The organism is Pseudomonas sp. GW822-FHT02E03, from assembly GCF_058802325.1.
Window position 1 is genome coordinate 25,389 of the sequence record NZ_JBXAOA010000005.1, and the last position, 14,207, is coordinate 39,595.

At 62.5% G+C, this 14,207-nt stretch carries 2 protein-coding genes; both read right to left on the bottom strand.

Annotation, left to right across the window (positions count from 1 at the left end):
* Positions 1-44: 44 nt before the first annotated feature.
* Positions 45-857 (bottom strand): alpha/beta fold hydrolase, encoded by an 813-nt coding sequence (locus tag AC1RQB_RS05460; protein WP_063341062.1) that lies wholly within the window; start codon positions 855-857, stop codon positions 45-47.
* A gap of 202 nt (positions 858-1,059) precedes the next feature.
* Positions 1,060-14,043, bottom strand: a complete 12,984-nt coding sequence (locus tag AC1RQB_RS05465) for a non-ribosomal peptide synthetase (RefSeq protein WP_207267291.1) — start codon at positions 14,041-14,043, stop codon at positions 1,060-1,062.
* Positions 14,044-14,207 lie beyond the last annotated feature (164 nt).

The following is a 14,207-nucleotide window of genomic DNA, read 5'->3' on the forward strand; positions in this document are numbered from 1 at the left end:
TCCTGTGGGAGCGGGCTTGCCCGCGATGGCGTCTGTATGACCGACTAATTTCTTTGGGCTAGAAATGCCAGCAAGGCATCTGTAACGAACTGCGGATTCTCCAGATTGGAGATATGCCCCGCCTCCGGCACCAGCACATACGGACAACCAATCAACTCGGCCATTTCTTTGGTTTCCGACGGCGGTCGCGGTTTGTCCTGATCGCCACACATCAACAGCGTGGTTTCAGGGTTCAGTTCACCCAGGCGCGGCAACAGATCGTCACGACCAAAGGTAATCCGCCCCATCGGCACAATGCTTTCACGCAGACGGTCGGCCGGCAGCGCAGCCAGTCTGGCGTGGAAATCCTGATACAGCGCCGACTGCGGATCGATGCCTGGACGGAAGAAGATCGGCACAATAATGTCGAGCAGTTGCGGCGAGATCACACCGCTGTCTTCGATCTGCTGGAACAGCGAGAAATAGTATTGGCGGGTCGGTTCCGGCTCGACGCCGACGTAGGTGTCCATCAGCACCAGACCGTTGAGCCGCTGCGGTGCTGACAGCGCCAGTCGAACGCCCCACATGGCACCGACCGAAAGACCGACCAGCGTGACGCGATCGATGTCCAGATGATCGAGCAATGCCAGGGCCTGGCGTGCCACGTCATCCAGCGAGTTTGTGCATTCGGGCATCCGCCCGGATTGGCCATGGCCCCACAGGTCCAGGGCGATGACCCGATAGTGCTGCGACAGCGCCGTAATCTGCGGCGCCCACATAGCCTGATCCCACAGGTAACTGCCGGCCAGCAGTACCGCAGGGCCTGTGCCTTGATCTATGTAGTGAAGCGCTTGTCCATCAACCGTTACGAAGGGCATCGACTGTCTCCCTGGTGAAATAATATCCATTAAAAAAGCACAGGAAGACTGAGCCGGTGGCGATCGGCAGTCAACCCGAACCTTATGTGGTGTTTGCACTGGCCCTTTCGCGAGCAAGCCCGCTCCCACACTGGATCTGTATTCACAAGCCCCATGTGGGAGCGGGCTTGCTCGCGAAGGGGCCTTCACCAACGCTAAAGAACTACAGCCCCTCCAACGCCGCCATCAGGTCATTCAACCGATCCACCTTATCTTCGGTAATGTCGCTCGCCGCCAACCCGTCGATGTACTCGGCCAGCTCCGCCACCGTGCTGCACTCGAACATCGCCCGCAGCGGCACGTTGCGTTGCAGGGCTTTTTGCACCCGCGAGGCGATCTGTGTGGCCAGCAGCGAATGCCCGCCGAGTTCGAAGAAGTTGTCACGCACGCCAACCTTCTCGACCTTCAACACCTCGGCCCAAATATCCGCCAGGGTCTGCTCCAGCTCGTTGCGCGGCGCCTGATAGTCCTGGCTCTGCAACTGGCCAATCTCCAGCGCTGGCAAGGCCTTGCGATCGAGTTTGCCGTTGGCGTTGAGCGGCAGCTTGTCGAGCCACAACCAGTGCAGCGGCACCATGTATTCCGGCAATTCGACGCGCAGACGTTGCTTGATACGCTCCAGTCGTTCGTTCGGATTCAGCGCCGACTCCGGTGCGACCAGATAGCCGACCAAATGCTTGCCGTTGACGCCTTCCTGCACACCCACCGCCGCGTCGCGAACTTCCGGTTGCTCGTGCAGACGGGCCTCGATTTCACCCAGTTCGATGCGGTAACCGCGGATCTTCACTTGATGGTCGATGCGTCCGACGTATTCCAGCACGCCATCACTGCGACGTCGGGCCAGGTCGCCGGTGCGATACAGGCGATCCCCCGGTGCGCCGAACGGGTTCGGCACAAACACTTGCGCAGTACGCAACGGATCGCTCACATAGCCACGACCCACGCCGATGCCGGCCACGCACAACTCCCCCACCGCTCCCAATGGCACCAACTCCAGCGCGCCATCGAGCAGGTACAAACGGTTGTTGTCGGTCGGCGTGCCAATCGGCAGATAACTGCCGCGCGTCGAAGCCAGGTCGACGCGGAAGAACGCCACATCGTCCGAGCATTCCGCCGGCCCATAGGCGTTCACCAAACCAATCTGCGGGTAACGCAGCAACCATTGATGCGCCAGCTCCGGCGGCATCGCTTCGCCGGTCGGCAGCATCCAGCGCAGGCCATCGAGGCTCATGCGGTCCTGGGCGAGCATGCCCTGAATCAGCGACGGCACGCTTTCCAGCACGGTGATGCCCTGGCTCTGAACGTGAGCCAACAAGCCTTGCGGATCGTGGGCGATGCTGTTCGGGACGATGTCCACCCGAGCACCGAACAACGGCGCGGCGAGGAACTGCCAGACCGAAATATCGAAGCTTTGCGAGGCGGTCTGGGCGATCACGTCGGCGTCGCTCAGTTTCAGGTATGGCACCTTGCTCAACTGGTTATTGAGCATGCCGCGCTGCTCGACCATCACCCCCTTCGGCAGACCGGTGGAACCCGAGGTGTAAATAACGTAGGCGAGGTTGTCCGGGCCGCTGTAAATGCCCGGATTGGCAATCGAAACATCGCTCGCCTGCACGTCTTCCCAGACCAGCAATCGAGGTCGGTTGGCACAACCGAACTCTTCCAGCAGTGCGACGGCTTGTTCACGACACGCCCGAGAGCAAACCAGCAACGGCGTGCGGCTCAGGTCAATGATCCGGCTCAAGCGCTGACTCGGCAGGCCTGGGTCCAGCGGTAGGTAACCGGCACCGGCCTTGAAGCTGCCAATGATCATGCCCAACAGATCGAGGTTACGTTCAGCGAGCAACGCCACCGGTTGATCCAGGCCGACGCCGGCCGCAATCAGCGCATGACCGAGGCGGTTACTGCGCTGGTTCAGCTCAAGGTAGCTGTGCTGCTGATCCAGGCAACTGGCGGCAACTCGCTGCGGATGCTCGGCAACCTGCGCTTCGAACAATGAGACATAGCTCTGCTCCAGCGGGTATTCGTGTTCACTCTGGTTGCAGCCATGAATCAGGAAGTCCTGTTCCTCGGTGCCCAGCAACGGCAGGTCGGCCATGTCGCCATGGAAGCCTTCGACCAGCGCCAGCAGCAGGCGCTTGAATTCGCCGAGCATGCGCTCGACCGTGGATTCATCGAAATAACGCTGGTCGTAGGACAGGTGCAAGCCAAGGTCATCGCCCGGATAACACACCGCCGTCAACGGGAAGTTGGTGTGGGTGCGGCCCGAATCCGAGGTCGCGTTGAGGCTCTGCGCACGGTCCAGCACCGAGACTTCCACCGGGGCGTTTTCGAACACGAACAGGCTGTCGAACAGCGGCTGGCCTTTAGGCAGTTCGCTGTTTTCCTGAATGCTCACCAGCGGCAGGTATTCGTACTCGCGCAGCTGCATGTTGCTGTCGAGCAAACCGCTGAGCCACTGCCGAACGCTGCAACGCTGATCCTCTTCGGGCATTTTCACCCGCAGGGCGATGCTGTTGATGAACAGCCCGACGGTGCGCTGCATCTGCGGCATTTCCACCGGACGCCCGGCCACCGTGACGCCGAACAGCACGTCGCGATCGCCGCTCAAGCGACGCAGCACCAGCGCCCACGCTGCCTGGGCGAAGGTGTTGATGGTCAGCTGATGGGCCTGGGCCAGTTCGCGCAATTGCGCACCGTCGCGGGCATCGAGTCGGGTATAGCGGTCGCCGACGATCATGCCGCCGCTGTCGCCGGCATGTTCACGCAGGAACGGCCGGTCGCTCGGAATCGGCGTGGTGCGCTCGAAACCTCGCAGGTTCTGCTGCCACCACTGCCGCGCTTCGGCCAGGCTCTGGCGTTGCAGCCAACCGATGTAATCGCGATAACGCGGCGGCACAGCCAGTTGCGCTTCCCGGCCTTCGCCGAGGGCGGTGTAGATCTCGAAGAAATCGTTCATCAGCAGCGAACGGCACCAGGCATCGATGAGGATGTGGTGGTTGCTCATCATGAACCAGTAACGCGCCGCGCCCACGCGGATCAAGCGCAAGTGGAACGGTGCCTGGTTGAGCAAATCGAACCCGGCCTCGCGCTCGCTTTTCAGCAGCGCCTGCAACTTCGGCTCTTGCTCGGTTTCGACAACCGCGCTCCAGTCCAGATATTCGATCGGCGTGCTGCCCGGTTTGTGGATCACCTGCAGCATGTCTTCGCCGACGTTCCAGCAGAACGAGGCGCGCAAGGCTTCGTGACGGGCGATCACCGCTTGCCAGGCCTGGGCGAAACGCTCGGGGTCGAGTTCGCTGTTGATGCGGTAGCGATCCTGCATGTAGTAGAGGCCGGTGCCCGGTTCGAGCAAGGTGTGCAGCAGCATGCCTTCCTGCATCGGGGTCAGCGGGTAGACGTCTTCAATCATCGCCGCTGGCACTGGCAATGCGTCGAGTTGCGGCTGAGTCAGTCTGGCCAGCGGGAAGTCCGACGGCGTCAGCCCGCCCGCGTTGTCGCTCAGGCAATGCTGGATCAGGCTGTGCAATTCGCCCAGATACGCCTCTGCCAGTTCGGTGATGGTTTGCAGATCGTGGCGTTCGGCGCTGAAGGTCCAGCGCAGCACCAATTCACCACCGTAGACCTGACTGTCGATGCTCAGCTCGTTAGGCAGCGGCGCGTGTGGATCGTGTGCCTCCCCGACCGGCTCATCGAGCGGACGGAACAGCGCATCACTGCCGAAGCTCTGATCGAATTGGCCCAGGTAGTTGAAGGTGATCGGCGCCACCGGCAACGCAGCCATGGTCTGACGGCACAGGCCATCGGCCAGGTAACGCAGCACGCCATAACCCAAACCTTTGTGCGGCACCGCGCGCAGTTGCTCCTTGATCGCTTTGATCGAGGCACCCTGTTCACTCACGGGCGTGAGGCGCAGCGGATAGGCGCTGGTGAACCAGCCAACGGTGCGGGTCAGGTCGATCTCGTCGAACAGGGTTTCGCGACCATGGCCTTCGAGTTGAATCAACGCCGATTCGTGACCGCTCCAGCGACATACCACACGGGCCAATGCGGTCAACAGCAGGTCATTGACCTGGGTGCGATAGGCCGTCGGCGCCTGTTGCAGCAGTTGGCGGGTGCGCTCGCTGTCGAGGCGCACGCTGACGGTTTGCGCGTGACGATTTTGCTGACCACCCTGCGGACGATCACAGGGCAGTTCAGCGCTTGGGCCGGCCAGTTGCGTCTGCCACCAGCTCAATTCTTCACGCAGGGATTCGCTGCCGGCATAAGCCTGCAACCGTGCCGCCCAGTCCTTGAAGCCGCTGGTTTTCGCCGGCAGTTTTACTGACTGTCGGGACTCGAGTTGACGATAAACCGTTTGCAGATCGTCCAGCAGCACCCGCCACGACACCCCGTCCACCACCAGGTGGTGAATGGCAATGAACAGCCGTTGTTGCCCCTCGGAATCGTCGACCAGCAGCGCCCGCATCAGCGGCCCTTGCTCAAGGTCGAGGCTGCGTTGGGCATCGGCGAACAGCGCCGCGCAGTTGTCCATGGCCGGCACGTGCACCTGCCACAGCACGGCAGCGTCGGAAACCGCCTGGTGCCGGGCCTGCCAATGGCCGTCAACCTCGGTGAAACGCAGGCGTAAGGCGTCGTGCTGTTCGATCACCGCCAGCAGCGCTTGCTCCAGACGATGAGGCTCGAGCGCCACGGTCGGCTCCAGCAGCAACGCCTGGTTCCAGTGTTGACGCTGTGGAATGTCGGTATCGAAGAACCAATGCTGAATCGGCGTCAGACGCGATTCACCGCTCAGCAGGCCTTGCTCGGCGCTGATCTGCTCGGTGCGGGTCGCGACGGCGGCCAGCGTCTGCACGGTCTGATGCTGGAACAGGTCACGCGGGCTGAAGTGGATGCCCTGCTGCCGTGCACGGCTGACCACCTGGATCGACAGAATCGAATCGCCGCCCAGTTCGAAGAAGTTATCGTTGAGGCCGACCTGCTGGACGTTCAGCACTTCACACCAGATGCCGGCCAGAGTCAGCTCGAGTTCATTGCTCGGCGCCACGTACTGCTGACGATTCAACTCCGGGTCCGGGGCCGGCAGTGCGCGACGATCGAGTTTGCCGTTGGCGGTCAGCGGCATGCTGGCCAGCAGGATCAAGTGCGTCGGCACCATGTAATCCGGCAACTGCGCTTTGAGGTGCGCCTTCAACGCTTCGCGCAATGCAGTTTGTTGCGCTTCATCCTGTTCGGCGACGTGGGTGACCAGGTAGCCGACCAATTGCTTGCCGCTCGGCGCATCGAGGGCCAGCACCACCGCTTCACGCACGGATTCGTGTTCCAGCAAGCGGGTTTCGATCTCGCCCAGTTCGATGCGGAAACCACGGATCTTCACTTGATGGTCGATCCGGCCGAGGTACTCGACCAGACCATCGGCGCGCTGACGGACAAGGTCGCCGGTGCGGTACAAACGTCCGCCGTTCGCTGCAAAAGGGTCGGCAACAAACCGTTCGGCGGTCATGCCGGGACGCTGGTGATACCCCTGTGCCAGACCGGCGCCGCCGACGTACAACTCGCCCGTCGCGCCTTGCGGCACCAACGCCAGATCAGCGTCGAGGATGTACGCCACCCGAGCGCCAATCACACTGCCGATCGGCACGCTGCCCAGCCTCTCCTCCAATTGCTCGGGGGCCAGGCTGGCGAGCGGCATGACCACGGTTTCAGTCGGGCCATAAGCGTTGAAAAACAGGCTCGGTTTGAACGCCGCGCGAATCCGGTGCAGGTGTTCGCCGGTCAACGCCTCGCCACCGGTGATGCACATGCGCACCGGCAGGGTTTCGCCCTGAGTCGCCAGCCATTGCGCCAACTGGCTGCCGTAGCTTGGGGTGAAACCAAGAATGTTGATGTTATGACGACGAATCAGCCCGCAGATTTCTTGCGCATCCCACTGGCCTTGCGCACGCAGGACAACCTGCGCACCACTCAACAGCGGCACCAGCAGACGCTCGGTCGCGGCATCGAAGTTGATCGAATAGAAGTGCAATTCGCAGTCGTCGGGTCGCATGCCGAAGCGTTCGATCACGGCGCGGCAGTGCATGGCGATTTCACCGTGGGACACCACCACGCCTTTCGGTTTGCCGGTGGAGCCCGAGGTGTAAATCAGGTACGCCTGATGCTGCGGCAGGCTGATAAACGGCAGCTCAGTGGCCGGGTAGTTGGCCAGTGCAGCGGCATCTTCTTCCAGGCACCAGCGGCCGACGCTGGCCGGCAACTCGCCGAGCGCGGCGAACATCGCCGCATCGCTGAGCAGCAAACCGATGCCGCTGTCTGCGATCATGTAGTGCAAGCGATCCAGCGGGTACTCCGGGTCCAGCGGCACATAGGCGCCACCCGCCTTGAGAATTGCCAGCAGGCCGATGACCATCTCCAGCGAACGCTCCAGCGCCAAACCGACCCGAACCTGCGGCCCGACTCCACGCTCGCGCAGCATCCAGGCCAGACGATTGGCGCGACTGTCGAGCTCGGCGTAGCTCAGGGTTTGCCCGGCGAACGTCAGGGCCGGTGCGTCCTTGCGCACCAGCGCCTGTTCGCTGAACAGGTGATGGATGCATTGATCGAGACGATGTTCGCCCGGCTCAATGCCGAGGCTGTCGAGCAGGTTTTGCTGTTCAGTGGCTTCCAGCAACGGCAGTTCGCTGAGGCGTTGTTGTGGGTCGGCGAGCAACGCTTCCAGCAGGTTGCACCAGTGCCCGGCCATGCGCGCAATGCGCGGCTCATCGAACAAATCGGTGCTGTAGGTCAGGCAGCAACCGAGGCGATGGTCGAGGTCGGTGACTTCCAGATTGAGGTCGAACTTGGTCGCTCGCGCATCGTTGGCCAGGTACTCGACCGTCATCCCGGCCAGGGTCCGGCTCTGCTGGAATTCCCAGCGCTGCACATTGCACATCACCTGGAACAGCGGGTTGTAAGCCGCACTGCGGGTTGGTTGCAAGGCTTCCACCAGATGATCGAACGGCAGGTCCTGATGGGACTGGCCTTCGATCACGGTATGGCGAACCTGCTCGAACAACTCGCCGACAGACATCTGCCCGTCGAGCTGGCAACGCAGCACTTGAGTGTTGAGGAACGCGCCGATCAGCCCTTCGCTTTCCGGGCGAATGCGGTTGGCCACCGGCGCCCCGATGCGCAGATCGGTCTGGCCACTGTAGCGATAAAGCAACACCGCCAGCGCGGCAGTCATGGTCATGAACAGGGTCAGACCGTTGTAGGCATTGAAGGCACGGACCCGCGCCGCAAGATCATCACTGAGGTCGAAGCGGAACAGTTCGCCCTGATGGCTTTGCACCGGCGGACGCGGACGGTCGGCCGGCAATTCCAGCAGCGGGTGTTCGCGGCCCAGTTGCGCGGTCCAGTAATCGAGCTGGCGCTGACGCTCGCCGGACTCCAGCCATTGACGCTGCCACACGCTGTAATCCAGGTACTGCACCGACAGTGGCTGCAGCGGCGAATCGCGATCATCGACAAACGCTTCGTAGAGCGCGCTCAATTCCCGAGCGAAGATGTCCATCGCCCAACCTTCGGTGACGATGTGGTGCAGGGTCAGGACGAAGTAATGCTCCTGCTCGGCAGTCTTGACCAGGCAAGCTCGCAGCAGCGGTCCGGTTTCCAGATCGAAAGGTTTATGGGCTTCGTCATCGGCCAGTTGCTGGACCTGCCATTCGCGGCTATCGGCATCGAGCGTGGTGTAATCCTTCCAGTCCATGCGCAGGCGGGTGTCTGGATGAACCTGTTGCCGGGCCACGCCGTCGACGCTCGGGAACGTCGTACGCAGGGTTTCGTGGCGCATGATCAGCGCTTGCAGCGCCGCCTCGAAACGCCCGACGTCCAGCACGCCGCGCAACCGCGCCATGCCGCCGACGTTGTAGGCCGGGCTGTCCGGTTCCATCTGCCAGAGAAACCACATGCGTTGCTGGGAATAGGACAACGGCACCGGTTGGCTGCGGTCGACCTTCTCGATCGGGGGCTGCTTGTTGGTTTTGCCGCTGGCCTGGATCAAGCGAACCTGTTCGGCAAACGCGCCCAGTTCACTGGCCTCGAACAGCGCCCGCAAAGGCAACTCAACGTCGCACGCCTGGCGGGTGCGGGAAATGATTTGCGTAGCCAACAGCGAGTGGCCGCCGAGGGCGAAGAAATCGTCGCGCAGGCCGATCTGCGTTTGGCCCAGCACCTCGCGCCAGATACCGGCGATCTGTTGCTCAAGGGCAGTGACCGGTTCGACATGTTCGCGGATTTGCCACTGGGGCTGCGGCAAGGCGCGGCGATCGAGTTTGCCGCTCGGGCTCAGGGGCATTTCGTCCAGACGCATGAGTTGCGCCGGGACCATGTATTCCGGTAGCTCGGCGGCGAGTGCGGCTTTCAGGCGGGTGGTTTGAGCATCGATGGTTTCGCGGGTTTCAGTGGCGGTGTAGTAACCAATCAACTGCCCACCCGCCGCCGTTTCGCGCACCAGCACCACCGCTTGGGCGACGCCAGACTGCGCCAACAGCCGCGCTTCGATTTCTTCCGGCTCGACACGAAAACCACGCAGTTTGACTTGCTGATCGAGACGTCCGAGGTATTCGATCACGCCGTCGGCGGTCCAGCGAGCACGGTCACCGGTGCGGTACAGACGTGCGCCCTGCTCGCCCAGCGGATCGACCACAAAGCGTTCCGCAGTCAGACCCGGGCGACCCAGATAGCCACGGGCCAAACCGATACCACTGATACACAGTTCACCCGGCACACCGGCCGGTACCGGGTTGAGGTCACTGTCGAGCACGCGGCACAGCACGTTGCCCAATGGCCGGCCAATCGGCGAGCGCTCGCCATCAGCCGTTGTGCAATACCAGTGGGTGACGTTGATCGCCGTTTCGGTCGGGCCGTAGCGGTTGTGCAGTTGCACCGCTGGCAGTTGCGTTAGCACCCGGTTGCGCAGTTCGGCGGGCAAGGCTTCGCCGCCGGAGAACAGCCGGCGCAGGCTGGTGCATTCGGCGGTCAGCGGTTCGTCGATGAACAACGAAAGCAGCGGTGGCACGAAGTGCAGCGTGGTCACGCCGAATTGCTGGACCAGTTGCGCGATGCGGTGCGGATCGCGGTGTTCGCCAGGGCCGGCGATCAGCAGGCGGCCCCCGGTGATCAGCGGCCAGAAGCATTCCCACACCGACACGTCGAAACTGATCGGTGCTTTTTGCATCAGCACATCGGTTTGGTCCAGACGGTAGGTGGCTTGCATCCATTGCAGACGTTCAGCGAGGGCCGCGTGAGTATTGCCAACGCCCTTCGGCTGACCGGTGGAACCGGAGGTGTAAATCACGTAGGCCAGGTTGTCGCCGTGCAGGTGCAGACCGGGCGCATGGCTTGGCCAGTTCTCCAGATGCAGGGCGTCCATGGCAATCACGCTGACGCCGTCGGTGGCCGGCAGGCGGTCGAGCAACCCGGTTTGGGTCAGCAGCAACTCGACGCCGCTGTCACTGAGCATGTAGGCCAGGCGCTCGGCCGGGTAGTCCGGGTCCAGCGGCACATAAGCGCCGCCGGCCTTGATGATCGCCAGCAAGCCAATCAACAACTGCGGCGAACGCTCGGCGGCGATGGCCACGCACACGTCCGGGCCGACGCCTTTGTCGCGCAGGTAATGCGCCAGGCGGTTGGCCTGGGTGTGCAGTTCGGCGAAGTCCAGGCTGCCGCCGTCCCATAGCAGCGCGGTGCGTTCCGGGGTCTGGCGCGCTTGTTCGTTGAGCAACTCCGGCAGCCATTGGCTGGCCGGCGTGCAAGGTGTGGCGCTCCAGGCAGATTGCTGATCGTGCTCACTCGGGGTCAGCAGTTGCAGGTCGCCGATGGCGGTTTTCGGTTGCTCACAAATGGCTCGCAGCAGGTTGCTGAAATGCTCGGCCAGGCGCTCGATAGTCGCCGCGTCAAACAATTCGCTGGCGTAGTCGAACGACAGGCTCAAGCGGCCATTGCGGTCTTCTTCACTGTGCAATTGCAGATCGAACTTGGCTTCGCGACTGTGCCACGGCAGCTCTTCGGCGAGCAGTCCCGGCAAGCGACGCAGCGCAGTGAGATCCCGTTGCTGATGGTTGAACATCACCTGGAACAAGCCCTGCTCGCGGGCCTGGGGGAAGGCTTCGAGCAGTTGTTCGAACGGCAGGTCCTGATGCGCTTGCGCACCCAATGCGGCTTGACGGGTTTGCGCCAGCAACTCAACGAACGGCCGTCGCGAATCCACCTCGGCGCGCAGCACCTGGGTGTTGATGAAGAAGCCGATCAGCCCTTGGGTTTCCAGGCGCGGACGGTTGGCATTCGGTACGCCGATGCGGATGTCGCGTTGGCCGCTGTAGCGATGCAGCAGGCTCTGGAATGCCGCGAGCAACAGCATGAATGGCGTCGATTCATGGGCCTGGGCGGTCTGGCGAATGGCGTCGCTCAGACGCTTGTCCAAACGCAGCGTGTGGCGGGCGGCGCTGTGAATGTGTTGCGCCGAACGCGGATGATCGGTGGCCAGGTTCAGGGTCGGATGCTCATCACCCAACTGTTCTTTCCAGTAAGCGAGTTGACGCTCGCCCTCCCCTTGCGCCAACCACTGGCGCTGCCAACTGCCGTAGTCGGCGTATTGCGTCAGCAACGCTGGAAGGCTGACGGTTTGACCTTGAGAGGTAGCCGCGTACAGGCGCGAGAATTCGTCGATCAGCACGTTCATCGACCAGCCGTCGGCGATGATGTGGTGCATCGTCACCAACAGTTGATGGTCCTCATCGCCGAGGCGCACCAGGGTCACCCACAGCAGCGGGCCTTTTTCCAGATCGAACCGGGTGCGGGCTTCGTCCTCGCGAATTTGCTGCGCGCGGGCTTCACGCTCGGCGGCTGGCAGGTCACTGATGTCGATCACTTGCAGGTTGAATTCGCCGGCAGTAATGACCTGTTGCAGGGCTACGCCATCACGCTCGAAAAACCGTGTGCGCAGGGATTCGTGACGCTCGATCAGTTGCTGGAAACTGGCGCGCAAGGCGTCTTCGTCCAGTTCGCCGCGCAGGTGCAAAGCACCGGGAATGTTGTAGGCGCTGCTCTGCGGGTCGAGTTGCCAGGTGATCCACAGACGGTTTTGTGCCAGGGATTGCGGCATGGCGTCACTGCGCGACAGCGTGGTGATCGCGCCTTGAGCCTGGCCGCCATCCTGTTGTTGCCGGGCGATCGCCGCAGCGAATGCGCCGAGGGTTGGCGCTTCGAACAACAGGCGCAGATTCAGCTCCAGCCCCAGCTCTTCACGCAGGCGTGCGACCACTTGAGTGGCGGCGATGGAGTTGCCGCCGAGCAGGAAGAAGTGATCGTCGGCGTTGACCTGCTTGACCTGCAATTGCTCACACCAGATCTGGCCGATCAACGTTTGCAGCTCAGAGCCCGATTCAGCTTCGGATGGGTTTGCGATGTCTGCCGACGGGAACAGCGCATAGCTGTCGAGGCTGCCATCGGCCAGGCGATTGCGGCACGCCGAGCGTTGCAACTTGCCGCTGGATGTCTTGGGCAGCGCCCCCGGATTGAGCAATACCACCACGCTCGGCGCTTGCTGATACGCCTCGGCCACCGCTTGACGGATGGCTTTTATCAACGCCTCGGGCGGCAGGATTTTCTGCACGCTGCGGCTGATTTCCGCGGCGATGCCGATGCCCTCCTGCCCCTCGACGTTGACTGCGAACGCGGCCACGCGACCTTTGCGCACCACCTCCACTTCACGCTCGATGGTCTGCTCGATGTCCTGCGGATAGAGGTTGTGACCGCGAACGATCAGCATGTCTTTCAGGCGCCCGGTGATGAACAGTTCACCGTCGCGTAAAAAACCCAGGTCGCCAGTGCGCAGCCAGGTGCGGCCAGCGTGCTGGACGAACGTTTGGGCCGTGGCTTCGGGGTTGCGCCAGTAGCCATGGGCGATGCTCGGCCCGGTGGCCCAGACTTCACCGATCGCGTTGTCGGCGAGTTCTTCGAGCGATACGGAATCGACAATCAGCACCGCGTGATCCGGCTGGCTGACGCCGCAGCTCATGATCGCGCTGCCGTCGCCCGGCTCGGCACGGTTCTGCGCCAAGGCCTGATCATCCAGGCGCAACGATGGAATGCCCTGGCCGCGCGGGCTGCCGGCAACGAACAACGTGGCTTCCGCCAGGCCGTAAGAGGCCATGAAACTGTCCGAGGTAAAGCCACACGCCGCGAACTTCTCGGCGAAGCGTTCCAGGGTGTCGAGGCGAATCGGTTCGGAACCGGAATACGCCACGCGCCAGCCACTCAGGTCGAGGCGTTCCAGCGCTGATTCGCTGACCCGTTCGCTGCACAGTCGGTAGGCGAAGTCCGGCCCGCCGCTGATGGTGCCGCCGTATTCGCTGATCGCCTCCAGCCAGCGCAATGGTCGGCCGAGGAAGTAGGCCGGCGACATCAACACGCACGGCACGCCGCTGAAAATCGGCTGCAACAGGCCGCCGATCAAGCCCATGTCGTGGTACAGCGGCAGCCAGCTGACGATCACGTCATCAGGGTTCAGATCGATGCCGAATCCGTGGCGAATCAGCAGTTCGTTGGCCACCAGGTTGCCGTGACTGACTTGCACGCCTTTAGGCAACGCGGTGGAACCGGAGGTGTATTGCAAGAAGGCGATGTGCTCGCCTTGCAGGTCCGGCGCGACCCAATGCTCGGCCAGGGTGCTGTCGAGGGTGTCGACACACAGCAGCGGCGGCGCCTCGTCTATTTGCAGTAACGCGTCGCGCAGGTCGGCGCTGGTCAGCAGCAAGCGCGGTTCGGCATCGCTAATGATCGACAGCAGACGTTCCTGGTGATGACGACGGGTCGATTCAGGCGGATAGGCTGGCACCGCAATTACACCGGCGTACAGACAGCCAAGAAACGCCGCGACGTAATCCGGGCCGCTGGGAAACAGCAATACCGCGCGATCACCGAACGATGCCTCTGCCTGCAACGCGCCGGCAATGGTTCGCGCCCGTTGATCGAGCTCACGATAACTGAGCACCACAGCCTGATCCTGGGTTTCGGCGAGAAAACGCAAGGCCACCCGGTCCGGCGTCAGGGCCGCGCGGCGCTGAAGGGCTTGGACCAGTGTGCTAGGGAGTTCGAACGCGTCGGTCATGAGGTTTCCTGCCTGAATTCGGCTTGCAAGTGGAATCGGTTTTCGTACGTCACGCCCGTTCATGGGCATGCAGGACGCGGTCTTCGCCGACCGCGCAAGGCTTGGGAATGCTGGTTTGGCCGGGGCTTGCGCCCGGAACCATTCACCAATGAGAACGGATGAAG